This window comes from Methylobacterium sp. 2A, from assembly GCF_009806555.1.
GTDB lineage: Bacteria > Pseudomonadota > Alphaproteobacteria > Rhizobiales > Beijerinckiaceae > Methylobacterium.
On sequence record NZ_VUOK01000018.1, the window covers coordinates 204,771 to 228,741 of the forward strand.

The 23,971-nt window shown below is 70.2% G+C and carries 25 protein-coding genes and 1 pseudogene; 16 read left to right on the top strand and 10 right to left on the bottom strand.

Translation table 11 applies throughout. The features are described from left to right. Positions 1 to 12: 12 nt before the first annotated feature. The 3 genes from FVE89_RS09245 to FVE89_RS09255 form a co-directional block, all read right to left on the bottom strand. A complete protein-coding gene (locus tag FVE89_RS09245) occupies positions 13 to 1,803 on the bottom strand; it encodes a thiamine pyrophosphate-requiring protein (protein ID WP_160533730.1) in 1,791 nt (596 codons plus the stop codon). Positions 1,804 to 1,986: 183 nt separating this feature from the next. Next, entirely contained in the window at positions 1,987 to 2,931 is a 945-nt protein-coding gene (locus FVE89_RS09250) for an SMP-30/gluconolactonase/LRE family protein (protein ID WP_160533731.1), read from the bottom strand. Positions 2,932 to 3,361: 430 nt separating this feature from the next. Further along, positions 3,362 to 4,075: a serine protease gene (locus FVE89_RS09255; RefSeq protein ID WP_246730570.1), complete on the bottom strand. Its 714-nt coding sequence runs from the start codon at positions 4,073 to 4,075 to the stop codon at positions 3,362 to 3,364. 401 nt (positions 4,076 to 4,476) lie between these two features. Between FVE89_RS09255 and FVE89_RS09260 the strand changes: the two genes are divergently transcribed. The 15 genes and pseudogenes from FVE89_RS09260 to FVE89_RS31030 all read left to right on the top strand — a co-directional run. After that, the gene (locus tag FVE89_RS09260; RefSeq protein WP_202130689.1) at positions 4,477 to 6,366 is read left to right on the top strand and encodes a methanol/ethanol family PQQ-dependent dehydrogenase; all 1,890 of its coding nucleotides are present in this window, start codon (positions 4,477 to 4,479) and stop codon (positions 6,364 to 6,366) included. 124 nt (positions 6,367 to 6,490) lie between these two features. Next, positions 6,491 to 7,399 (top strand): methanol oxidation system protein MoxJ, encoded by a 909-nt coding sequence (gene moxJ / locus FVE89_RS09265; RefSeq protein ID WP_160533733.1) that lies wholly within the window; start codon positions 6,491 to 6,493, stop codon positions 7,397 to 7,399. Between the two features lie 42 nt (positions 7,400 to 7,441). Continuing rightward, on the top strand, positions 7,442 to 8,041 hold the full coding sequence (moxG, locus tag FVE89_RS09270) for a cytochrome c(L), periplasmic (protein WP_160533734.1): 600 nt from the start codon (positions 7,442 to 7,444) through the stop codon (positions 8,039 to 8,041). 79 nt (positions 8,042 to 8,120) lie between these two features. Then, positions 8,121 to 8,420: a methanol dehydrogenase [cytochrome c] subunit gene (locus FVE89_RS09275; protein WP_246730589.1), complete on the top strand. Its 300-nt coding sequence runs from the start codon at positions 8,121 to 8,123 to the stop codon at positions 8,418 to 8,420. Between the two features lie 62 nt (positions 8,421 to 8,482). Beyond that, positions 8,483 to 9,514 (top strand): MoxR family ATPase, encoded by a 1,032-nt coding sequence (locus FVE89_RS09280; protein WP_160533736.1) that lies wholly within the window; start codon positions 8,483 to 8,485, stop codon positions 9,512 to 9,514. After that, entirely contained in the window at positions 9,511 to 10,368 is an 858-nt protein-coding gene (locus FVE89_RS09285; RefSeq protein ID WP_160533737.1) for a DUF58 domain-containing protein, read from the top strand. The genes FVE89_RS09280 and FVE89_RS09285 overlap by 4 nt, the downstream gene beginning before the upstream one ends. Position 10,369: 1 nt before the next feature. Then, entirely contained in the window at positions 10,370 to 11,263 is an 894-nt protein-coding gene (locus FVE89_RS09290) for a nonribosomal peptide synthetase MxaA (protein ID WP_160533738.1), read from the top strand. 1 nt (position 11,264) lies between these two features. Continuing rightward, a complete protein-coding gene (locus tag FVE89_RS09295) occupies positions 11,265 to 12,308 on the top strand; it encodes a vWA domain-containing protein (protein ID WP_160533739.1) in 1,044 nt (347 codons plus the stop codon). Further along, positions 12,305 to 12,871, top strand: coding sequence for an MxaK protein (locus FVE89_RS09300; protein WP_160533740.1), 567 nt, complete (start codon positions 12,305 to 12,307; stop codon positions 12,869 to 12,871). Before FVE89_RS09295 ends, FVE89_RS09300 begins: the two co-directional genes overlap by 4 nt. Further along, complete coding sequence (locus FVE89_RS09305) at positions 12,868 to 13,863, top strand: vWA domain-containing protein (RefSeq protein WP_342389660.1); 996 nt, start codon at positions 12,868 to 12,870, stop codon at positions 13,861 to 13,863. Before FVE89_RS09300 ends, FVE89_RS09305 begins: the two co-directional genes overlap by 4 nt. Beyond that, on the top strand, positions 13,860 to 14,393 hold the full coding sequence (locus tag FVE89_RS09310) for an SRPBCC family protein (protein WP_160533741.1): 534 nt from the start codon (positions 13,860 to 13,862) through the stop codon (positions 14,391 to 14,393). The genes FVE89_RS09305 and FVE89_RS09310 overlap by 4 nt, the downstream gene beginning before the upstream one ends. Then, on the top strand, positions 14,390 to 15,325 hold the full coding sequence (locus FVE89_RS09315) for a YncE family protein (protein ID WP_160533742.1): 936 nt from the start codon (positions 14,390 to 14,392) through the stop codon (positions 15,323 to 15,325). The genes FVE89_RS09310 and FVE89_RS09315 overlap by 4 nt, the downstream gene beginning before the upstream one ends. Beyond that, positions 15,322 to 15,837, top strand: coding sequence for an MxaH protein (locus tag FVE89_RS09320; protein ID WP_160533743.1), 516 nt, complete (start codon positions 15,322 to 15,324; stop codon positions 15,835 to 15,837). The genes FVE89_RS09315 and FVE89_RS09320 overlap by 4 nt, the downstream gene beginning before the upstream one ends. Then, positions 15,834 to 16,532 carry a response regulator transcription factor gene (locus tag FVE89_RS09325; RefSeq protein WP_160533744.1) on the top strand — a complete coding sequence of 233 codons (699 nt, stop codon included), beginning with the start codon at positions 15,834 to 15,836 and terminating at the stop codon, positions 16,530 to 16,532. The genes FVE89_RS09320 and FVE89_RS09325 overlap by 4 nt, the downstream gene beginning before the upstream one ends. Before the next feature lie 30 nt (positions 16,533 to 16,562). Continuing rightward, a pseudogene (locus FVE89_RS31030) lies at positions 16,563 to 16,661 on the top strand (universal stress protein); the annotation flags it as partial. Between the two features lie 83 nt (positions 16,662 to 16,744). Here the strand turns inward: FVE89_RS31030 and FVE89_RS09330 are convergent. The 4 genes from FVE89_RS09330 to FVE89_RS09345 form a co-directional block, all read right to left on the bottom strand. Then, positions 16,745 to 17,605, bottom strand: coding sequence for a universal stress protein (locus FVE89_RS09330; protein ID WP_160533745.1), 861 nt, complete (start codon positions 17,603 to 17,605; stop codon positions 16,745 to 16,747). A gap of 15 nt (positions 17,606 to 17,620) precedes the next feature. Beyond that, on the bottom strand, positions 17,621 to 17,956 hold the full coding sequence (locus FVE89_RS09335) for a cytochrome c (protein ID WP_160533746.1): 336 nt from the start codon (positions 17,954 to 17,956) through the stop codon (positions 17,621 to 17,623). Beyond that, entirely contained in the window at positions 17,956 to 18,771 is an 816-nt protein-coding gene (locus tag FVE89_RS09340; protein WP_160533747.1) for a universal stress protein, read from the bottom strand. The genes FVE89_RS09335 and FVE89_RS09340 overlap by 1 nt, the downstream gene beginning before the upstream one ends. Positions 18,772 to 18,910: 139 nt before the next feature. After that, on the bottom strand, positions 18,911 to 19,123 hold the full coding sequence (locus FVE89_RS09345; protein WP_160533748.1) for a hypothetical protein: 213 nt from the start codon (positions 19,121 to 19,123) through the stop codon (positions 18,911 to 18,913). A gap of 322 nt (positions 19,124 to 19,445) precedes the next feature. Between FVE89_RS09345 and FVE89_RS09350 the strand changes: the two genes are divergently transcribed. After that, on the top strand, positions 19,446 to 20,306 hold the full coding sequence (locus tag FVE89_RS09350; protein WP_160533749.1) for a universal stress protein: 861 nt from the start codon (positions 19,446 to 19,448) through the stop codon (positions 20,304 to 20,306). A 594-nt stretch (positions 20,307 to 20,900) separates the two neighbouring features. On the opposite strand, the gene FVE89_RS09360 is transcribed toward FVE89_RS09350, so the two are convergent. The 3 genes from FVE89_RS09360 to FVE89_RS09370 all read right to left on the bottom strand — a co-directional run bounded on the left by FVE89_RS09360 (position 20,901) and on the right by FVE89_RS09370 (position 23,952). After that, positions 20,901 to 21,713: a universal stress protein gene (locus FVE89_RS09360; RefSeq protein WP_160533751.1), complete on the bottom strand. Its 813-nt coding sequence runs from the start codon at positions 21,711 to 21,713 to the stop codon at positions 20,901 to 20,903. Positions 21,714 to 21,989: 276 nt separating this feature from the next. Next, positions 21,990 to 22,718 carry an SDR family oxidoreductase gene (locus FVE89_RS09365; protein WP_160533752.1) on the bottom strand — a complete coding sequence of 243 codons (729 nt, stop codon included), beginning with the start codon at positions 22,716 to 22,718 and terminating at the stop codon, positions 21,990 to 21,992. A gap of 85 nt (positions 22,719 to 22,803) precedes the next feature. After that, complete coding sequence (locus tag FVE89_RS09370) at positions 22,804 to 23,952, bottom strand: MFS transporter (protein ID WP_160533753.1); 1,149 nt, start codon at positions 23,950 to 23,952, stop codon at positions 22,804 to 22,806. Positions 23,953 to 23,971 lie beyond the last annotated feature (19 nt).

The following is a 23,971-nucleotide window of genomic DNA, read 5'->3' on the forward strand; positions in this document are numbered from 1 at the left end:
GGACCTTGCGCCCTACTTCCTGTCGCCGGGCAGGACCGAGCTGAGCACCTGCCGGGCGGTGTCGGCGAGGAGATGGCGCTCCTTCGGATCGCCCTTGCCGAGCATCGACATGAAGTTCTGCACCTGCTGGAGGGTGAAGAACGGCGGCAGCGGCGGAACCTCGGGGTCGGTCTTGACCTCCAGCACCACCGGAACCGGGCTCGCCAGGGCCTCGTCCCATGCCGGGCCGACCTTGGCGGGGTCGTCCACGTAGATCCCCTTCAGGCCGATCAGCTCGGCGAACTTGTGATAGGGCACGTTCGGGATGGTCTGGCTCGCCTCGAATTTCGGGTTGCCCTCCATCACCCGCTGCTCCCAGGTGACCTGGTTCAGGTCCTCGTTGTTGAACACGCAGCAGATCCAGGTCTTGTTCGACCAGCGGTGCCTGTACTTCGCCACCGTGATCAGCTCGGCCATGTTGTTCATCTGCATGGCCCCGTCGCCGACCAGCGCGATCACCGGCCGGTCGGGATGCGCCACCTTGGCGGCGATGGCGTAGGGCACCGCCGCGCCCATGGAGGCGAGGCCACCCGAGAGCGAGCACATCTGGCCGCGGCGCATCTTCAGGTCGCGGGCGTACCAATTGGCGCAGGACCCCGAATCCGAGGTGACGATCACCCGTTCGGGCATGCGCGGCGAGAGCTCCCAGGTCACGCGCTGCGGGTTGACCGGGTTGGCCTTCGCCATGGCGCGGTCCTCCGCCTCCTTCCACCAGGAGGCGACGCCCTTCTCGATGCCGGTGCGCCAGGAGCCGCCCTCCTTCTTCTGCTCCAGGAGCGGCAGCAGGGCGGTGAGGGTCTCGGCGGACTCGCCGCAGAGCGGCACCTCCATCGGGTAGCGCAGGGACAGCATCTCCGGGGAAATGTCGATCTGCACGCCGCGCGCCTGCCCCTCCTCGGGGAGGAACTCGGCCCAGGGGAAGCCGGAGCCCACCATCAGCAGGGTGTCGCACTCGGCCATCATGTCGGAGGACGGCTTGGAGCCCAGGAGCCCGATCGTGCCGGTGACGAAGGGCAGATCGTCGGGGAGCGCCGCCTTGCCGAGCAACGCCTTGGCGACGCCGGCCTGGAGCTTGTTGGCCACCGCGATCACCTGATCGGTGGCGTGGAGCGCCCCGGCGCCGACCAGGATCGCGACCTTCTTGCCGGCGTTCAGCACGTCGGCGGCCCGGCGCAGGTCGGCGTCGAAGGGCACGACCTTCGGGGCGGTGTAGCCGACCCCCGAGAAGGTGTTGCCGTGCTTGCGCACCGGCGCCTCGTAGGGGACGTCCTGCAGGTCGTTGGGCAGGATGATCGCCGCGACCTTGCGCTCGGCCTTGGCGATGCGCATGGCGCGGTCGACGATGTGGCGGACCTGCGCCGGCGAGGACGCCTGCTGCACGTAGGCCGAGACGTCCTTGTAGACGCTGGTGAGGTCGAATTCCTGCTGGTAATGCGCGCCGTTCACGTTGCGCGCCTGCTGGCCGGCGATGGCGAGCAGCGGCACGTGGTCGAGATGGGCGTCGTACATGCCGGTGAGCAGGTGGGTCGCGCCCGGCCCGGAGGTGGCGAGGCAGACCCCGACCTCGCCGGTGAACTTGGCGTAGGCCGAGGCCATGAAGGCGGCCATCTCCTCGTGGCGGACCTGGATGAACTCGAAGGGCAGGTCGTTGCGCTGGAGAGCGCCGAGCAGCCCGTTGATGCCGTCGCCGGGGTAGCCGAAGATTGTCTTGACGCCCCACTCGGCGAGACGCTTCCAGAAGAAGTCCGCGACGGCTTCGGCCATGGAAAAACTCCTTGAACCCGCGCCCCCGCGTCGCCCCGGGAAGGAGCCACGCCTCACGTGCTGCGACGGGATTCCCAATGAGACGCGCAGTGGCTCGCGCAGTGTCGTGAGGCTAACGGGCGGTGTTCCGGCGCGTTCCTGTCCGGCCTGGAAGCGTTCTGACGTTTGCGTGAGTCACCCGGCTCAGCCGGGCATGAGGTCCACGGCGTAGAGGTGCTCCTTCGAGGTGATGAAGAGCCGCCCCTCGCCGGGACCGAAGCAGCAATTGGAGCAGAGCTGCGGCGTCGGGATCAGCCCCAGCCGGTGCCCCTCTGCCGAGAACACCTGCACCCCGGCCTCGGAACTCGTCCAGATCCAGCCGCGGCGGTCCACGCGAAAGCCGTCCGGCACGCCGGGCTCGACCTCCGCGAAGATGCGGGGCTCCCCGAGGCTCCCATCGTCGCGGACGGGAAAGGCGTGGATCGTGTGCCCATCGCCACCCTCGGTGCGGGATGTGTCACTGACGTACAGGGTGCGCCCGTCTGGGGCGAAGGCCAGCCCGTTCGGCTGACCGAGATCCACCATGCGGCGGACGCTGCCGTCACGCGGGTCGAAGCGGTAGACGCTGTGGTGACCGAGGTCGGACACGTCGAGCACGCCCTGCTTGGGCAGGCGCAGGCCGTAGGCGGGATCGCTGAACCAAAGTGCCCCATCGGCGGCGCAGACGACGTCGTTCGGCGCGTTGAATCGGCGCCCCTCGTAGGTCTCCACCAGGGCGGTATAGGTGCCATCCGGCGCCGTCCGCGACAGGCGGCGGTTGCCGTGCTCGCAGTGGATCAGATTGCCGTCCCGATCGACGGTGTTGCCGTTGATGAACGGCGTGGCATCGATCACGACCCGGACGCAGCCATCCGGATGCCAGCCGAGGACGCGGCGCCCCTCGATATCGGACCAGACGAGGATGTCCCGGGCGGGCCACCAGGTCGGGCCCTCGCAGAAAGTCGCCTGATCGTAGAGTGAGACGAGCCGGGCGCCATGGGGCACGGCCTCCGCGAAGCGCGGGTCGGAGGCCCGGGGCGGGTCGACATGAGGCACAGGCTCCGGCGGGCCGGGCCGGCGCAGAAGGTTCGATGCCTGTTCGACGGCCATGATCCCTCGAATCTGCTTCTCTTCGACGCTGAGGTTCGGCAGCTCTCAACCCGACAATGGCTGTCGGTCGGTATCGTTCGGCCGCTGCCTGAAACGAACAACGCAGACTTGAAGGTCGCTTTCCCCTGGGCCGGCTCCACACCGGACGCACCACCGGATCCGATGATTTGCGCGTGATCAGGCTGCGCGACGGATGTCTGCTCCGAGGCGGTCGTCGCTCGATCGCGGACCAGGCGCTCCCGGCCGAGCTTGGCCGGCGGTCGTGCGCCCCTTGCTGCCGCTCGGCCGAAGGCATCGGCCTCCCGAAAGCAGACCTTCTTCGTGCCTGCCGCAGCAGGCATTTTGCATGCTCGACGTCCTTGATCCGTTCCGATTGAAGCGAACGTGATCAAGGGACGGTGTGCGTGTTTCCGATCGCCGTGCCTCAATCTTACCGATGTCGAGAAAGAAGCTTCAGTTCGGCGATGAGTTGGCCTTCAAACAGCAACGCTGAGCCATAATGGAATTCAGGGTCGAACCCATGTTTCGCGTTCATTGCTGACGACGCGCTCTGCATAGCAATCAGCCGACCAGACTCGTCGAACAGGCCTGAACCGGAACCGCCGTAGCCGTCGTTGCAATCGTGGCGGGCGCGGCGGATCTCGTCTTCGCTCGGCGGGTCGATGCGCCGGATCGTGCAATGCTCCAAGCTGCTGGGACCATGATAATTTTCGTGCCCGGCCGGTGAAACCATCGTCACACCCACAGAGACCGCGCCGATCGGCAGGTCCGGCGGCTCGGGCAGGGGTTGCGGGACGGCGTCCGCCGGACTCGCGAGGCGCAGGATCGCCCAATCGTCCGTGATGTGCAGGGCTTGGGCACCGGGCGCCGCTCCGAGCCGGAGGCTGTCGGGCACAAACGCGTAATTGCGGCCGCTGATCTGGAAGTAGCAGTCGGAGACCGGACGCGTCTGCTCCAGGCGCCGATCGCGGAAGTTGTGGGCGTTGAGCACGACCACGGACGGGTCCGCCACCAGCCACGCCGCGGCGGCCTTCTGCGGCACCCCGTCCGGCCGGCGGCACCAGAGCACACCCGCGCCCTTGTAGCGGTCGAGATCGGCGCCGGTCAGGTCCCGGCGCTGGTCCTGCGGGTAAAGCGCGGCCATTGCGAGACCTGCTCCACAAAAGAGCGGCACAACCAGGAGGAACAGGCGCCTCGCCAGCCCGCGTCTCATCCCGCCTCCACCTCGATCTGCGCCGATGTTGCGGCCATGAAAGGGCGCGGGTGCAGGGCGCGTCAAGCAATACGCGCGAGTTCCACACTTGCCATCGCCAATTGCCGCTTTGTCCCGGCAACAAATGACCGAGTGCCTAGAGACATTCGCAAGCTGCCCTCGGTAAAAATAAATCGCGATCGAGGTCGTAATAAGTCTTTCATAAGAGATATGCGTCGTCAATCTCTTGCGATCGACCGACCATCCGCGAGATCGACCTGAAGTCTGTCTTGCAACGCACAATCAACAGCCGCGAGGCCTCAAGGCGCGGCGGCCCGGCGAGGAGATGCACGATGAGATTGGGACAACTTTCGCGCTCGGTGTCGGTGCTGGCGATGGTCGCGGTCGCGCCGCTCGGCCTGCCCGGGGCGGCCTTTGCCAACGACAAGCTCGGCGAGCTGGCGAAGAGCGGCGAAAACTGGGTGATGCCCGGCAAGAACTACGACTCGAACAATTACAGTGAGCTGACGCAGATCAATAAATCCAACGTCAAGCAGCTGAAGCCGGCCTGGACCTTCTCCACCGGCCTGCTCAACGGCCATGAGGGTGCGCCGCTGGTCGTGGACGGCAAGATGTACGTCCACACCTCGTTCCCGAACTACACCTTCGCCCTCGATCTCGACGATCCGGGCCACATCCTGTGGCAGGACAAGCCGAAGCAGAACCCGGCAGCCCGCTCGGTCGCCTGCTGCGATCTCGTCAACCGCGGGCTGGCCTATTGGCCGGGCGACGGCAAGACGCCGCCGCTGATCCTCAAGACCCAGCTCGACGGCCACGTGGTGGCGCTGAACGCGCAGACCGGCGAAACGGTGTGGAAGGTCGAGAATTCCGACATCAAGGTCGGCTCGACCCTGACCATCGCCCCCTACGTGGTGAAGGACAAGGTGATCGTCGGGTCCTCGGGCGCCGAACTCGGCGTGCGCGGCTACCTGACCGCCTACGACGTGAAGACCGGCGCGCAGGTCTGGCGGGCCTACGCCACCGGGCCGGACCAGGACCTGCTGCTGGCCGACGACTTCAACATCAGGAACGCCCATTACGGCCAGAAGGGCCTCGGCACGGCCACCTGGGAGGGCGATGCCTGGAAGATCGGCGGCGGCACCAACTGGGGCTGGTACGCCTACGACCCCGGCACGAACATGATCTACTTCGGCACCGGCAACCCGGCGCCGTGGAACGAGACCATGCGGCCGGGCGACAACAAGTGGACCATGACCATCTTCGGCCGCGACGCCGATACCGGCCAGGCTCATTTCGGCTACCAGAAGACGCCGCATGACGAGTGGGACTATGCCGGCGTCAACGTGATGATGCTGTCCGAGCAGAAGGACAAGGACGGGAAGCTGAGGAAGCTCCTCACCCACCCGGACCGCAACGGCATCGTCTACACCCTGGACCGGACCGACGGCTCGCTGGTCTCGGCCAACAAGATCGACGACACGGTGAACGTGTTCAAGTCGGTCGATCTGAAGTCCGGCACCCCGGTCCGCGACCCGGAATACGGCACCCGGATGGATCACCTCGCCAAGGACATCTGCCCCTCGGCGATGGGCTACCACAACCAGGGCCACGATTCGTACGATCCGAAGCGTCAGGCCTTCTTCATGGGCATCAACCATATCTGCATGGATTGGGAGCCCTTCATGCTGCCCTACCGGGCGGGCCAGTTCTTCGTCGGCGCGACGCTGAACATGTATCCGGGCCCGAAGGGTGACCGGCAGAACTACGAAGGTCTGGGCCAGATCAAGAGCTACAACGCCATCACCGGCAAGTTCAACTGGGAGAAGATGGAGCGCTTCGCGGTCTGGGGCGGCACCACCGCCACCGCCGGGAACATCGTGCTCTACGGGACGCTCGACGGCTTCATCAAGGCGCGGGATTCCGATACCGGCGACCTGCTCTGGAAGTTCAAGCTGCCCTCCGGGGCGATCGGCTACCCGATCACCTACACCCACAAGGGCACGCAATACGTCGCCATCAATTACGGCGTCGGCGGCTGGCCGGGCGTGGGCCTCGTCTTCGACCTGCAGGACCCGACCGCCGGCCTCGGCGCGGTGGGCGCGTTCAAGAAGCTCGCCAACTACACCCAGATGGGCGGCGGCGTGATCGTGTTCTCGCTGGACGGCAAGGGTCCCTACGACGACCCGAATGTCGGCGAGTACCAGCAGGCCTCCACGAAGTAACGCCACGCGCGACATCGCCGGCCTCCGGGCCGGCGGGATGCCCGCGGTGCCGCCTGCTCCGGACGGGCACGCCCTGCCCGGGACGGCGCGCCGCCTCTCAGAACATCATCAGGGATCAACGTGCATGCCGCTCCTCGGCGGATCCTTTCGTGCGGCGACCTGCGCCGCCCTCCTCCTCGCCCTGCCGCCGCTCGGTGGCCAGACGCGCGCCCAGGAATCGGAGGCCCAGGCCGTCCAGTCCGACGCCGTCAGGGCTCCGACGGCGCCGGCGGCCGATCCCGGGACGCTGCGGATCTGCGCGTCCGAGACGCAGCCGCCGCTCTCGATGAAGGACGGGTCGGGCCTGGAGAACCGGATCGCGGTGGCGGTGGCCGAGGCGATGGGCCGGAAGCCGGTCTTCGTCTGGATCGCCAAGCCGGCGATCTATCTCGTCCGCGACGGGCTGGAGAAGCGCCTCTGCGACGTGGTCGTCGGCCTCGACAGCGACGACCCGCGGGTGCTCACCACCAAGCCCTATTACCGCGCCGGCTACGTCTTCCTCACGAAGGCCGATAGCGGCCTCGACATCACATCGTGGAGCGACCCGCGCCTGAAGACCGTCGACCACATGGTGGTGCCGTTCGGCTCCCCCGGCGAGGCGATGCTCAAGGATATCGGCCGCTACGAGGAGGACATGGCCTACCTCTATGCGCTGGTCGGCTTCCGCGCGCCGCGCAACCAGTACACGCAGATCGACCCCGCGCGTCTCGTCGGCGAGGTGGCGCAGGGCAACGCCGCGGTGGGCGTGGCCTTCGCCCCCGACATCGCCCGCTACGTGAAGGCCTCGACGGTGCCCCTGCGCATGGCCCCCGTCCCGAACGACACGGTGACCAGCGACGGCCGCCGGATGCCGCAGGATTTCGACCAGTCCATGGGGGTGCGCAAGGACGACGCCGCCCTGAAGGACGCCCTCGATGCCGGCATCGCGACGGCGAAGCCGAGGATCGACGCCATCCTGAAGCAGGACGGCGTGCCGGTCCTCGCCACCAACTGAACGCCCACCACAGATCTCTCGAGAGAATTGCGAAGTCTTGGTATGACCGTTTCCAAGCGTATCCTGACCCTCACGGCCGTGTTCGCCCTCGGCTCGGCGGGCGTCGCCGGCGCGGTGCTGGCCCAGCCGCAATCCGGCCCGCAGACCGGCATCGTCTTCCGCAACACCATCACGGGCGAGGCGCTGGATCTCAACGAGGGCAAGCCCGGCGGGCGCGACACGGAGGCGGTGAAGACCTTCTTCCAGACGGGGAAGAACATCTACATCGACGACAAGTCCTGCCTGCGCAACGGCGAGAGCCTGTTCCTCACCTCCTGCTCGGGCTGCCACGGGCACCTCGCGGAGGGCAAGGTCGGGCCGGGCCTCAACGACAATTACTGGACCTATCCGGCCAACACCGAGGACACGGGGCTGTTCGCGACCCTCTGGGGCGGGGCCAACGGCATGATGGGCCCGCACAACGAAGACCTGAACCCGGACGAGATGCTGCAGGTGATCGCCTGGATCCGGCATCTCTACACCGGCCCGGTCAAGGACGCCGTCTGGCTGAACGACGCGCAGAAGAAGGGCTACACGCCGTTCAAGGAAGGCGAGACCTTCGCCAAGGACACGCCCGGCCAGTGCAAGCCCCTGGCGGAATGAGCGGTCCAGCGAGGAGAGGCCCCGGTCGAGGGGCGAGGAAGCGAGGAGACGTCAGATGCGCAAGACGATGAGGGTGGCGATGCTGTTCGCGGGGGCGGCCTTGGCGGTCCCCTTGGCGGTCCCCTTGGCGGTCCCCTTGGCATGCCCGGCGCTCGCCTATGACGGGCAGACCTGCAAGGCGCCGGGCAATTGCTGGGAGCCGAAGCCCGGCTTCCCCGAGAAGGTCGCGGGCACGAAATACGACCCGAAGCACGACCCCAGGGAAATCTCCAAGCAGGCCGCCTCCATCACGCAGATGGAGGAGCGCAACAGGAAGCGCGTCGAGAACTTCAAGAAGACCGGCACGTTCGAATACGACCTCGCCAAGATCCCGAACTGAGCGTCACGGGCATGGGCTCCCCCGGCCCATGCCCGCCCGTTTGCGAATCCCCCGAGTCCCCCATGAACCCTCCGCGCCCCGGCGACGCGATGCTGACCGACTGGCGCGACGCGGCCGGCCGGTTCGAGGCCGAGATCGCCCGGGCGGTGGTGGGCCAGGCCCGCGCCATCCGCCTCGTCACGATCGCGATCTTCGCCCGCGGCCACGTGATGCTGGAGGGCGATGTCGGCACCGGCAAGACGACCCTCCTGCGGGCGGTCGCGCGCGCCCTCGGGGGCGCCTACGAGCGGATCGAGGGCACGGTCGACCTGATGCCGACCGACCTGATCTACCACACCTTCCTCGGCGCGGACGGCCGCCCCCGGGTCGAGCCCGGCCCGGTGCTGCGGCAGGCGGAGGATCTGTCGGTCTTCTTCTTCAACGAGATCAACCGCGCCCGGCCGCAGGTCCATGCCCTGCTGCTGCGCCTGATGGCGGAACGGACCGTCACGGCCTTCGAGCGGGAATGGCGCTTCCCGAACCTTCAGGTCTTCGCCGACCGCAACCGGGTCGAGCGCGAGGAGACCTTCGAGTTGCCCGCCGCCGCCCGCGACCGGTTTTTGATGGAGATCGGCCTGGAGGCACCCCGCGACGCCGAGACCCGCCGGGCGCTCGCCTTCGATCCGCGCTTCCACGACACCGACCGGCTGATCGACGAGGTGGCCCCCGCGGTGCTCGACCACCGGGGCATCGGCGGCATCGCGAACGCGATCCAGCACGCGGTCGATGCGGCCCCGGCGATCGAAGCCTATGTCGTCGCCCTGTGGGACGCGCTGCTGCGCCCCGCCGAGGCCGGTATCCGCCTACCCGGGATCGACATGGCGCACCTCGTTCAGGGGGGCGCCTCGCCGCGCGGCCTCGCCTTCCTCGTGCGCGCCGCCCGCGTCCGGGCGTGGCTCGAAGGCCGCGACTGGCTCGTGCCGGAGGATATCCGCGCACTCTTCCCCGACGTGATGGCCCACCGGATCTTCCTCGAACCGGTCCACGAGATGCGCCGGGCCGAGATCGTCCCCGCCCTGTGCCGGGCGGTGTTCGACACGGTGCCGGCCCCATGAATGGGCCCCCATCCGCCGAAATCGTCTACCGGCCGCGCTGGCGCCCGCGCGGAAGCCGGCCCGGCGCCCATCGCGGGCGGGATGCGGGCGGGCTCGGCACGTTCCGCGATCAGGTGCCGTTCCTGAGCCTGCCGGATGCAAGGCGGATCGATCTCCGCGCCACCCTGCGCGACCCGTTCGAGGGCGTGCATGTCCGCCGCTTCGAGACCCGCGTACCGGTGGAGATCTACGCCCTCGTCGATCTCTCGGCCTCCATGCGCTACCGGGGCGTGGCCGATCGCATCGCGCTGGCGGCCGAACTCTGCGCCGGGCTCGCCGCCTCCGCGACCCGGATCGGGGACGGGTTCGGGCTGATCGCGGCCGACCGGGCGATCCGCGCCGACCTCACCCTGCCGGCGACCCGCCACCGCAGCGCAGCCCTGACTCTCGCCGGCCGGCTCGCCGCGGCCTCATGCCCGGCGGGCGGAGCCGAGGGGATGGTCGAGGGGGCACACAGCCTCCTCGGGCGGCCGAAGATGGTCTTCGTCATCTCGGATTTCCGCTGGCCGGCGGAGCTGATCCGCCGGCTGTTCAGCGCCCTGGCGCTGCACGATACGGTGCCGGTGCTCCTCGCCGACAGCGCGGAGGACGAGGATCTGCCGGATTGGGGCCTCGCCGAGCTCGAGGATCTCGAAGGGGCAGGGCGCCGTCTCGTGTTCCTGCGGCCGGCGCTGCGCCGCCGCTGGATCGCCCGCGAGCAGGAACGGCGCGAGGCCCTGGCCGCGATGGCGGCCGCGTCGGGCGCGCGCCGGCCCTTCACGCTCGTCGATCGCTTCGATGCGCAGGCGCTGAGCCGCCACCTGCTGACGGATTGAGATGCGCGTCGTCGCGATCCTGTTCCTCATCCTCCAGGCTGGCGTGGCCGCCGCGCAGGTCCGCTCGGTCGAGCTGCGCGTGCCGCGCAGCTTCGGCTACTTCCTCGGCGACCTGCTTCAGGTCCGCGCCGACATCGCCCTGGAGCCCGGCTTCACCGTGCAGCGCGCCTCCCTCCCGAAGCCCGGCCCCGTCACCTACTGGCTCGACCTGCGCGACGTCGCCGTCGAGCGGGTTTCCGGCGGTGCCCGCCTGCGCCTGACCTACCAGAGCTTCTATGCCGCCCTCGACGCGCGGCGGCTCGACGTGCCGGGCTTCAGCGTCGCCCTCGCCGACGCGAATCCCGGCGGAGCCATCACAAGTCAGGCCGAGATCCCGCCCTGGTCCTTCGGCGTCTCACCCCTGCGGGAGATCCAGCCGGAGAAGCGCGACGACCCGGCCGATTACCTGCAGCCGGACGGCCGCGTGTCCCGCCTCGACCCGGAGCCCGCCGCCACGGCGGCGCTCGTGCTGGTCGGTCTCGCGCTCCTGGCGCTCGGGCTTCTCGCCTATGACCGCGCGTGGTTCGGCCGCCGCCGGGGCCGCCCCTTCGCCCGTGCCGCACAGCGCCTGCGCCGGCTCGCGGGGACGGACGAGGGCGGCTACCAGGAGGCCCTGCGCCTGATCCATCGCAGCCTCGACGAGACGGACGGGCGGCGGCTCCTCGCCGACGACCTCCCGGCCTTCCTCGACCGCCATCCGGCCTTCCGGGAAGAGGAGGAGGCCCTGGCGCGCTTCTTCGCGGCATCCCGCCGGGCCTTCTTCGGGCGGGAGGCGCAGGCGGCCCGGGAGATCTGGCCCTGGCCGGAGATGCAGGCGGCGCTCCGCCGCCTCGCCGCCGCCGAGCGGGCCGCCTGACATGCCGGCCGTCTTCGCTCCTTACGGCGTCGAGACCGCGTGGGTGCTGTGGCTCCTGCCGCTAGCCCTGCTGCCGATCGTCGCCTCCGGCCGGAGGCGCAGCGCGGTGCCGGCCATCGCGGCGGCGCCGGCCGATCCACTCTCCCGCCGGATCGGCCGCGCTCTGACACTCTCGGGGATCGCCACGATCGGCGGCCTCGTGGTCGGTCTGTCCGGCCCCTATCGGGCGGGGGAACGGATCACGCGCATCGGCATCGGCGCGCAGGTTTCGATGCTCATCGACCGCTCCGGCAGCATGAACGAGACGTTTGCCGGCAAGCAGCCCTCGGGGGCGGAGGAATCGAAGGCGGCGGCCTCCCGGCGCCTGCTCTCGGGCTTTGTGGGCGAGCGGGCGCACGATCACTTCGCCGTCACGGCCTTCTCGACGGCCCCGATGCTCGTCCTGCCGATGACCGACCGGCACGACGCCGTGCGTGCGGCCATCGCGGCCATCGACCGGCCGGGCCTCGACTACACCAACGTCGCCAGGGGGCTCGCCATGGCCCTGTCGCAGTTCGGGGCGGACCGGGGCATCGCGCGGGTGCTGCTCTTCATCTCGGACGGGGCGGCGGTGATCGACCCGCGCGTGCAGGACCAACTCCGCGCCGCGTTCGCCAAGGTGCGGCCGAACCTCTACTGGCTGTTCCTGCGCACCAAGGGCTCGCCCTCGATCCACGACCGGCCGGCGGGCGAGGACACGCCCCAGGCCGCCCCCGAGCGCCATCTCGATCTGTTCTTCAAGAGCCTGACCATTCCCTACCGCGCCTTCGAGGCCGAGGGGCCGCAGGCCGTGGCCGACGCCATCGCGCGGATCGAGGCGCTGGAACGCGACCCCATCCCCTCTACGGAGGTTCGACCCCGCCACGACCTCACCGGATGGGCCTACGGGGTGGCAGCCCTCGGCCTTCTCCTGCTGGCGCTCGCGGTTTTGGCCGAGGCGGATCTCCCCGCTCGCCGGGCCGTCCGACGGATCGCGGCGGACGAGCCCCTGCGGAGGGCGGCATGAAGCGCCTGTGGGCCCGCCTGCGCCCGAGCCTGATCGTGGTTCTGCCCGTCCTGCTGCTCGCAACGGCCGCCGCCTTCGGCATCGAGGCGTGGCGGCTCGAACGGGCGAACCGGACCATCGCCGCGCTGGAGCGCGGGACCGACGCGGAGGTCTCCGCCAATGCGCCGGGTCCGGTCCTGGCCGCGCGCGTCGCCTTCCTCGCCAAGCGCGGGCGCCTGGACGAGGTCGAGCCGCTTCTCTCCGGCCTCGAAGCCGGCGATGACAGGGGGAACCTCGCCCGCGCCCGCTACACCCTCGCCAACGCCCGCCTGCGCGACGCCTTCGGTCTCCTCGCCCGGGGCGAGTTGGACAAGGCCGGGCCGCTCGTGACGCTCTCCCGACAGGATTACCGTCGGGCACTGCGCGAGCGTCCCGATTTCTGGGACGCCAAGTTCAACCTCGACGTCGCCTCGCGCCTGATCCGCGACTACCCGGAGCTCAACCGCACGGACGGCGACGAACTCCGATCGGAGCCCAAGAAGATCTGGACCGACATTCCCGGCCAGCCGAGGGGCGGCCCGTGATTGCCGCCTCGCCCATTCCCTGGCCCATCGCCCGCAACCTGCGCGGCTGGCGCTTCCTCGCCCTGGCCGTCGCCTTCGGCCTGACCCTCGCCGCCCTCGTCGTGCCGGTGCTGCCAGTCACGCGCATTGGCGCCGAGATCCTGATGGTGGTGGACATCACCGGCTCGATGAACGTCCGCGACTATGCGCAGGACGGGAAGCCGGTGAGTCGCCTCGACACGGCGAAGGCGGCGCTCCGCCGGCTGATGGCGGATCTGCCCTGTGGTTCGCGAGCGGCGCTCGGCCTGTTCACCGAGCGACGCCCCTTCCTGCTCTTCACGCCCATCGAGGTCTGCGCCGATTTCGCCCCCCTCGACGGCGCGCTCGCCGCCATCGACTGGCGCATGGCCTGGGAGGGCGACAGCCGCATCGCCGCCGGCCTCTCCCGGGCGATCGAGATGGCCGCCGGGCTCGGCACCGATCTCGTCTTCGTCACGGACGGCCAGGAAACGCCGCCCCTGCCGGGGGGCGAGCCGCCCGCCTTCGACGGCAGGCCCGGCGCCGTGCGCGGGCTCATCGTCGGCGCCGGGGCCTACGCCCTCTCGCCGATCCCCCGCTACGACGAGCTCGGCCGGGAGAAGGGCTTCTATGGCGAGACCGACGTGGCGCAGGAGAACCGCTTCGGGCCGCCACCGAGCGATGCCGAAAACCGCGAGGGCTACAACCCGCGCAACGCGCCCTTCGGTGCCGCGGCCGCGCGGGGCACCGAGCACCTCTCCTCCGTGCGCGAGGCCTACCTGAAGCGCCTCGCGGGGGCGACGGGTCTCGCCTACGCCCATCTCGACAGGCCGGGCGGGCTCGACGCTCCCGTCCGCGCGGCGGTGACGCCCCGCGCCCTGAAGGGCTCCCTCGATCCACGTCCGATCCTCGGCGCCCTGGCGCTGGCGCTGGTGCTGGCCACCCTCTGCGCCGGCCTGCCGCTTTCCCTCAGCCCCTCAGCGAGAATGCGATGATCCGTACCCTGGCCACCCTGACTCTGATCCTCGCCACAGGCACGGCCCTGGCCCACGGCCCGACGCCGCAGAAGGTCGTGCAGACCGTGACGATCAAGGCGAAGCCCGACGCGGTGTGGAAGATCGTGGGCGAATTCGGCGGCATCGCCGCCTGGCACCCGGACGTCGCCACGGTCGAGGCGACGGGCGGCAATGCCGGGGGCGCCGTGCGCAAGGTGACGCTCAAGTCCGGCGGCACCCTGGTCGAGGGGCTCGACGAGTGGAAGGGGTCCGAGCGCACCTATTCCTACCGCATGTCCGACCCGGACCTGACGGCGCTGCCGGTCTCCTCCTATTCCGCGATCCTGACCGTCGACCCGGATGGGGACGGCTCCAGGGTCGAATGGATGGGTCGCTTCTATCGGGGAGACACGGGCAACGAGCCGCCGGAGAACCTGAGCGACGAAGCCGGCCGCGAGGCGATGAACCGCTATCTCGCCGATGGCCTCAAGGGTCTGAAGGCCAGAATGGAGGGCGGGCCGACGCAATGATCGGGTGCGTTCGCCTCTTCGGGCTCCTCGTCCTGCTGGCGGCATGGCCGGCGGCAGGCGGGGGCCTGTTCGTCGTGAGCCAGCAGGGCGCGAAGGTCACGCGGATCGAGGTAGGCGGGGCGACAACCGCTACCCTCGTGGCGGCGGCACCGGCCGTCGTGGCGGCGGATGCGGCCGGCAGGTTGTATCTCAGCCATCCCGATCGAAGGGTCGTCTCGGTGGTCGCGCCGGACGGATCCGTGCGGAGCCTTCCGCTCAAGGCTCAGCCCTTCGGTCTCGCCGCCGAGCCGGACGGCAGCCGGATCTATGTCGGCGATTGGTCGGGCAACCGGGTGATCGCCCTCGCGATGGACGGCGCCGTCGCGGGCGAGGCGGCGACCGGGCCCGACCCGGCGCATCTCGTCCTCGGGCCGGCTGGACGTCTCTACGTCGCCGAGCGGGAAGGCCGCTCGGTGGGCGTGATCGACACGGTCGCGATGCGGCGGGTCGGCAGCTTTCCCGTGGGCGATGGACCGTTCGCCCTGGCCTACGATCCGGCGCGCGGGCGCCTCTATGTCGCGAATGTCCGCAGCAACGACGTGACGGTGATCGATACCCAGGCCGGGCGCATCCTGGCGACCGTGCCGGCGGGCGCGAGCCCCTACGGCATCGCCGTCACCGCGGATGGCGCGCGCGTGCTCGTCAGCGACCAGCACGCGGGCAAGGTCTCGGTGATCGACGCGAAGACCCTCGCGGTGACGGCGACGGTGCCGGTCGGCCCCTACCCGGAGGGGGTGGCGATCCGCGGCGGCTTCGCCTACGTCGCCAATTGGTTCTCCGATACCGTCTCCGTGATCGACCTCGCGACCCTGCGCGAGACGCGCCGCATTCCGGTCGCCGAGGGGCCGCGCGGCCTCGCCGTGGCGCCCGGTGCACCGGAGGCGTCCCGATGAGGAATGTCCTTCTTCCCGCCCTGGCCCTGATGTTGCCGCTCGCCGCCTGCAATCGCGGCGAGGAGGACGCGAAGACCGATGAGGCGGTGGTGGCGCGCACCTCCGAGACGGAGCTTGCCGCCTGGCTTTCGCCCAAGGACGGGACCGATCCGGCGCGCTGGCTCGCCGGCCGCGAGGCGGGGCACCCGCTCGCCAACGACGCGCCGGCGGTCCAGGCGATGCGCACGAGCCTCGCCCGCGCCGCCGAGGGCTTCATCGAGGATCCGCGGATGATCGCCAACCGCACGGTCCAGCTCGGCCAGATGCTCGCCGAGACCGGCAAGTCCGAGAGCTACGGCGACCTCCTCGACGGGTTCGGGCAGATCGCCGCCAAGCGCGGCCGCCACAAGAGCCTCTACGGCGAGATGTGCCAGCACTACGTCAACATCCGTAACCGAGGGCTCGGCCACGAGGCGGCGCTCTCCGAACTCTCCGAGAACGAAGTGAGGCCGCTCACCCGGAGCACCCCATGAGCGCCGCCCTCGACATCGCCCCGCGGAGGGAGGCGCCCTCGGCGCGGGCGGGAATCCTGATCGTCGACGACCACCCGGTCGTGCTCCAGGGCTTCCGGCAGCTCGCCGAGATGGAGGGGATCGCCGAGGTCTTCGAGGCCAACGACATCGTCTCCGGCTACCGGGTGTTCCATCGCCACCGGCCGGGCCTCGTGGTGACGGACCTTTCCTTCGGGGAGGACGGCCCCTCCGGCCTGTCGCTGATCCGCCGGATCCGGGCGCTGGAGCCGGCGACCCGCATCCTCGCCTTCAGCATGTACGACGACCCGGTCATCGCCGCCCGCGTGCTCGAAGCCGGGGCGCTGGGCTTCGTGATGAAGGATACGTCCGTCGCGACCTTCCTCGAAGCCCTCGATGCGGTGCGCGCGGGCCGGAGCTACCTGCCCCATGCCATCGCGACGCATATCGCGGTCCTCGACCTCGCCGCCGATCGCTCGCCGCTGACCCGCTTGAACGCGCGGGAGCTTCAGATCCTGTCGCTGCTCGGCAAGGGCAAGACTTACACCGAGATCGCCCACATCCTGGCGCTGAACTACCGCAGCGTCGTCGGAACCACATCGGCCATGCGGCTCAAGCTCGGCGTGGGGAGTCTCGCGGAACTGATCCACATCGCCCTGTCCCAGCCCGGGGCGCGATCCGGCTTCCCGGCTCGCTGACGGCGGGCCTCACCGTGAGATGAGGATGCGATCGGCGCCTGCGGGCACAGCCGCCTGCGTGGGTGGGTCTTCGGCGGCGTCACCTGCGGCATCCTGACGACGCCCGCCTGTTGCCTGATGTCCCACTGATGACGCGGGCCGGATCGAGGGTCCGTCCCCTGAGGCGGGCCGCCCTGTTCGTCCCAGACTTCGCAGGCGGGCTGGCCCGATGCTCAATGGGCCATGAGCACCGGGAGGCGGGCGTGCTCGATCACATGCCGGGTGACGCCCCCGAGGAGGAGTTCGCGCACCCGGCTGTGGGTATAGGCGCCGAGGGCGAGCATGGAGGCCTTGCGTCGCTCAGCCTCTGCCAGGATGGCCGCGCCAACCGAGGCCCCTTCCTCGACCGACAGAGAGACGGCCTCCGCCATGATGCCGTGCCAGTGCAGGTAGCCGCAAAGGTCCGCGGCCCGCGCCTCCTCAAAGCGTTCGGTTCGAGCCTGCACGACCGTGACCCGGGTTGCCTCGTGCAGGAGCGTGATGGACTGACCGATCAGGCGTGTCGCTTCCAGGCTGCCGTTCCACGCGATCACGACGTGATCCAACAGATCGTAGGGCAGGATCTCGCTGACCATCAGGGTCGGTCGACCCACCGAGAACAGCGCCGTGTCGAGCGCCCGCTTGGTGAACGGATGCTCCGGGGCGGGCCGGTCGACGATGACGAGGTCGCTGACGCGGCCCGCCAGGGTGAGGAGCGGCTCGACCTCGCCCGAGAGTTCGGTCCAGGTCGCGAAGGTGGCGTCCAGGCGCCCGCCCGACACCGCGAACGGCACGCCTTCGCGCGCGCACCACGCCCGCAAGGCTGCCTGACCCTCGGCCGCGGATTCCCGCACGCCCCGCTCGATGGCCTCGATGGTCGCGCCGTCCATCGGCACGAGGCTGGCCATCCCGGCGAGCACGTGCTCCGGGCCCGGCGCCATGAAGCTGACGCCGATATGCGCGTGCAGCCGGCGGCCCAGCCGCAGGGCCGCATCCAGCCGCCGGGTGGCGTCGAGGCCGGGGGCGGTGGGAACGAGGAGGCAGCGCAGGTACATCGGCAAACTCCTCGCTCAGCGTTCCAGGCTCTTGAGGTAGGCGATCAGGGCTTCGGCCTGGTCCGGGTCGAACCGGAATTCCGGCATGCTCGGATGACCCGTGCGGATGCCCTCGGCGAGTGCCTCGCCGAGATCCTCGACGGGGTAGCGCGTGTGCAATTCGCGGAAGGGCGGCGCTTCCCGCAGGGGGCTCGCTCCGACTTTTCCCACGGCGTGGCACCGGGCGCAGTTGGTCCGGGCGAGCGTCTCGCCCTGCTTGACCTGCCGGTCCCAGGCGAGGGCGTCCCCGGTGGGAAGGAGGCTGGCGAGCAGCGCGAGGGCGCCCGCCGGCAGGGTGGCGGCCACGCGCATCAATGGCTCATCAGGCAGCAGACGGGCGTCGTCGTCAGGATGTCGCGGGTGGCGCCGCCGAAGACCCATTCGCGCAGGCGGCTGTGCCCGTAGGCGCCCATCACGATCAGGTCGGCGTCCGCGCGTTGGGCGAACCGGAGGATCTCGTCCGCGGTGCCGATCTCCGGCTTGTGCAGCAGATGCGTGGTGACCCCGACGCAATGGCCGGAGAGGTAGGCGGCGACATCCTCGGCGCCCTCCCGGTCGGCCTCAGGGCCGACCACCGCCACCTGGACCGCCTCGGCCCGTGTCAGGAGCGGCAGCGCGTCGTGAACGGCCCGGCGCGCCTCGCGCGTGTCCTTCCAGGCCACGACGATCCGCCGCGCCGCGATGGTCTCCACACCGGGCGGCGCGATCAGAACCGGACGCCCGGCTTCCATCAGGAGCGGCCCGGCCGGGACGCCCATCGGACCGGGGTCTCCGTCCGCCGGCCCGTGCCGGCCGACGACCACCAGGTCGGCCGCCCGCGCCTGCCCGGCGAGGTAGGCCAGCGGGTTGGTCGGAGCCGCGCGCCACTCCGATCTGGGCGCTGCCCTGGCCTCGCGCGCGAACAGGGCCTTGGCCGCCGCGAGTTGCTCATCGGCGAGGCGCTCCTCGATGGCCCAGATGCGCTCGACCTCCAGCATGTCGCCGATCGGCATGGGCGCCAGGACGGCGCGCGCCGCGACGCCGGTCAGCTTGGCCTCGAAACGTTCGGCGAGGCTTGCAGCGAGTTGGACGCGGTCCGCTGCCGCCGCCCCGAGATCGACCGAGACCATGATGTTGGAGATCTTCATGACCGCCTCCCGCTGCCGGAACTCCGGCGCCCTATGAGGAGCGTGCCTCCGGTTCGCGGCGTCGGCCTTGATCCATCTCAAGGGACGTGCCGGTGTGCCGTGACGTCACCCATCGCCCGCCACCGCGCTTCGGTCGGGGTCAGAGGACGAGCCAGAGCAGCGCTGGCGTCACCACCGCCGCCGCAAGGGCCAGGGCCAGGGCCAGGGCAAGGGCCCGCCGGCTGCCGATGCTCCGGTATCGATAGCCATCGGCGATAAGCCGTTGGCCCGCATCGTTCCGCGGCGCCAGCCTGACCGGGACCCGCGCGCGGCGCACCGCCTCCAGGTAGGTCGTTCGAAACGCCTGGGTCATCGTCCGCTCCCATCCAACCTGACAGAGGCCATCCTGCCCGCCATCGCCGGAAGCGCTTTGATCCACTTCAACGCTGCCGATTCGGCTCATCGGCACGGCCGATCCCGGGATCAGCACCCGCCCGGGGCCGGCATGACGGCCAGCACCCGGAAGCGTTTCCAGAACAAGGAACGGCCGCCTGTTCGTATTCGAGGCCGGTGCCGGATGAGTTTTTGGTTTGAACTCAAGATGCGGCCGTATTGGCTCCGCCGCTTGCGGTGGATCAAGGCCGCGAAGCCGTGACGGGGCGAATCATGGGGCCGATCAAGACCGGAGACTCCCCATGTCCAGTTCATGCCCATCACCGCTCGCAGGCATCCGAGACGTCCTCGTCGGCACCGCAATCGAGGGCGAGCGCGAGGAGGCCTCGTCTGCCATCGGCTATGGCCTGACATTGGCCAAAACCGCCGGCGCGCACCTCACCGTTCAGTCAGCCTCGTGGCGCCTCTCGGGCGACGATGCGTGGCTTGGCGCGTTCGATGTCGAAGGCGTCTCAATCCTCGATCGTCGGCTCGACGCGCTGGCCCATTCGATCGCGGAGCGCTCGGCTGCGGACGCCGCGCAGGCCGGCGTGGTCTGCACGTGGGACGCGCCGAACCTGCCCTATCCGGAGATCGTCAGCCGGCTGGCCGCGTGCGCGCGCCTGCACGACCTGACGGTCCTCGACATCGGCGCGCGAACCTACGACCTCGACCGCGAGATGATCCAGAAGGCGCTGTTCGACAGCGGCCGCCCGGTCATCGCCGTCCCGCCGGGACATGACGCCTTCGTCGCGCGGCGGATCATCGTCGCCTGGGACGGCAGTGCGCAGGCAGCGCGGGCCGCCAACGACGCCCTGCCGTTCCTGCGTGCGGCCGAGGCGGTCGAAATCGTCTCAGTCGGCACCGAGGCCGAGAGCCACGCTTCGCTGCCGGGCGCCGAATTTGCGCCCCACCTCGCACGGCACGGGGTGGCCGTGACGGTCAACGACCTGCCGCAGCGCGACAGCGTCGCCGCGACGCTTCGCAGCCAGGCCGGCCTGTTCCGGGCGGACATGATCGTGATGGGCGCCTACCGGCATTCCCCGACACGCGAATACTTCTTCGGCGGCGTGACGCGCTCCTTCCTGAGGGGCAGCCCGGCACCGCTGTTCCTCGCCCGCTGAAGCTCCGGGAGGCGACGATGCCCGAGCGAGATCCCCGTCGAAGCGACATGACCGGCCGGGTCGTGCGCGCGCGCAAGCCCAGGCGTCCGGTCCCGACGGCACCGACCCCATCCACGATCGACGAGGCGCCGCCTCAGCTGCGCGCACCGAACAGGACCGACTGGCGCGGTCCATTGGACGAGGACGAACGCGCCGCGTTGGAAGCGGGCTGGGGCTTCATCGAGTGAGGTGCACGGCGCAGCGAAGGCCGCCACGGACCGCATCCGTGGCGGCTCTCGTCGGGCGCCGCTCACGGCGCAGGACCCCGGAAAAGGCGAGGAGATCGGCGGTATCTGAGGGGGCGAGCCCGACCGGGCATAGTCGGATGCCGACAGTTCTTGCCCGCTGCCAAGACATCGGCGCGGTCGCCGATGGAGGGGCGCCCGGCGAGCGCGAAATGACGGCGCCTCGGGCATCGGGCCGGCTGGTTTCGAACCGACCGCACGGCGGGGGCCGCCATGTGCCCGGGCACATGCCAGGCCGCGAATTGCCGGGACGTTCCAGGCTGCCGTCGCTACGGCGGCCATACGCCGAGGCGCGCGTGGGACGAGCCGATCAGTGGCACATCAGGCAGCACACCGGCGCGCGTTCGAGCGCCGCGCGCGTGACGCCGCCGAAGATCCACTCCCGCAGGCGCGAATGGCCGTAGGCACCCATCACGATGAGGTCGGCGTCCTGAAGCAGGGCGAAGTCCAAGATCTCTCCGCCCTCGCTCCCGGCCGCCCGCAGCAGATGCGTGGTGACAGGCGCGCCGTGCCGCGCGAGATGGCCGGCCACCGCCTCCAACCCCTCGTGCCGCCTGTCGGCCCCGACCGTCGCGACCAGGACTTCCTCGGTGCCGGGGATGAGGGGCAGCATCGCCGATATGGCGCGCCGCGCCTCCGGTCCATCCTTCCAGGCGACGATGATGCGGGCCGCCCTCAAGCGCACGAGCCGGGGCGGTACGACGAGGACCGGCCGGCCCGCTTCCATCAGCACCGGTCCGGGCGGCACGCCGAGCGGCCCGGGATCGTCGTCTTTCGGCCCGCGCCGGCCGACCACCACGAGGTCGGCGGCCCGCGCCTGTTCGACGAGGTGCGTGATCGGCCCGGCAAGGGCGGCTTGCCAATCCATGCGGGTGCCCTCGCCGGCGCTACGCTCGAACATGGCGCGCGCCTGTTCGAGGATCTCGTTGACCACCACGCGGCTGCGCTCCTCCTGCCGGGCGGCGTCGGAGACGTCGCGCACCAAGAGGGGGGCCGGCACCTTGTGGGCGGCCGTACCCGTGAGGGTGGCCTCGAAGCGTCGCGCCAACCCGGCGGCGAGGCGGATCCGATCCGGTGCAGCGTCGCCGAGATCGGCGGAAACCAAGATATTCGCAAGGTCCATGGCCACCTCCACCATAGGCCGATGCCGACGCGGGAAGCCTGGCGTGGGCTGGATCCACCCACCTTGATCCAGCGCAAGTCCGCGCGGTCGTTCGATTGGCCTAGCGGATGAGCCTGCCCGGCCCCTTCTGCGCTCAGCCGTCTCGGCGGCCGAGCGCGCATGGCGTCGAGGAGGACGGCGATGTCGATGGCTTCCTGCACGATCGCCGCCGACCATCATCACGGGACCGTTCCGGCGCCCGGCGGCGATCGTGCCCGTCTTGGCCGTCTGCTTCGGTCAGATCGTCCAGCCGCCGTCGATGGTGACGGCTTGGCCGGTGGTGTAGGTCGCCCCCGCCAGATAGACGGCGAGGTCTGCGATCTCCTCGGGCGTGCCGAGCCGTCCGATGGGCTGGCGGGCGATGAAGGCCGCTCGCGTCTGCTCGTAGTCGCCCTGCGCCCGGATCCGCTCCTGCAGAGACGGGCTCTCCACCGTGCCGGGGCAGATCGCGTTGCAGCGGATGTTGTCGGCGACGTAATCGGCCGCGACCGCCTTGGTCAGCCCGATCACCGCCGCCTTGGTCACCCCGTAGGCGAAGCGATTCGGTACGCCCTTCACCGAGGAGGCGACCGAGGCCATGTTGATGATCGCTCCGTCGCGCCGCTCCACCATGCCGGGGAGAACGGCGCGGATCGTGCGAATCATCGCCTTGACGTTGAGGTCGAAGGCGAAGTCGAGGTCGGTATCGGGCATCTCCAGGATGGTCCCGCCGTGGACGATGCCGGCGCAGTTGAACAGGATGTCCACGGCGCCGATCCCCGCGACCAGTGCTTTGACGGCGGCCTCGTCCCGCACGTCGAGGCGCGCGGTCTTGAGATTGTCGGCGTGCAGTTCACCCAGCGCCGCCGCGTTGATGTCGGTGGCGTGGACCCGCGCCCCGGCGCGCGCGAAGGCGAGGGCGCTCGCGCGCCCGATGCCCTGGCCGGCCGCCGTGATCAGGACCGATTTTCCGGACAGATCAGCCATGCCTTGCTCCTGAAGTGCGTGTCCCGACGCGGACGGTCGCCTCGATCATAGGCGAGGACCACGATCCGAACACGCGCCACGACGATCAGGCCGCCGCGACGCGCCCTCCGCGCGTCAGGGCCGCGAGCTGGAGTATCAGGGCCGCCACCGCGACCCCGGCCGCCGCGACCGGCAGGGCGGTGATACCCGCCACCGCCATGACGATGCCCCCGAGCGCCGCACCCACGGCGCCCCCGAGATAGTTTGCCGAACTGTTCAGGGCCACGGCGACGCTGCCGTGCTCAGGCTTGAGCCCGAGCAGCGCGTGCTGTTGCGGCGCCTGAGAGGCCCAACCCATCGCGCCCCAGATCAGGAACGGCAGGTAGCCCAGCAAGCCGCGTTCGAGCAGGCCCGGCAGCGCGGCCAGCGTCAGAGCCAGAACTGCCAGGATCAGGGCCATCAGTCGCCGGGGTGCCCCCGACCAGTCGAGCAACGGGCCGATCGCGAAGCTGCCGACGAGGCCGCCGACGCCCCAGGCCCAGAAATACGCCGCCGCGGCCTCGCTCAACCCCGTGCTCTCAAGGAGCGGCGCGACGTAGGTGTAGAGGCCGAGGCTGGACACTGCGGTCAGGAACGAGACCGCCACGGTGACGACGATCCGGGGATCGGCGAGGAGCGCGGCCCGTGCCCGCCAGGACGGCGGCTCCGCGGCGGGGAGGTCCGGCAGGCGCAGGAGGATCGCGGCCGCCGCCAGGGCGCCGAGCAGCGCCACCAGCATGAGGGTCCCCTGCCAGCCGAGCCGCTCCGCGATCCACAGGCCGGCCGGCACGCCGATCACCGTGCCGGTGCTCATGCCGCCGAGCGTCAGGGCGAGGGCGCGACCCTTGCGGCGCGGCTCCACCAGGGTGGCGGCCGCCGCGACCGCCACGGGCGCGTAGAGGCCCGCGGCGAGGCCGGCGAGCGCGCGGGCCAGCAGCAGCCACAACAGACTGGCGGCGCATGCGCTCAGCGCGTTGGCGACGGCGAAGACCGCGAGCGCCAGGGCCAAAATCTTCCGGACCGGTCGCCCGGCCAGCAGCGTGGCGCAGACCGGGGCCGCCAGGGCGTAGGTCAGGGTGAAGACGGTGACAGCCTGCCCGGCCTCGCCGGGCGCGATCCCGAAGCTCGCGCCGATTCCCGGCAACAGGCCCGCGACGACGTAGGCATCCAGGCCGAGAGCGAACATCCCGTTAGCGAGAACGACGATACGCTCCATGGCACGACTCGCTTTACGA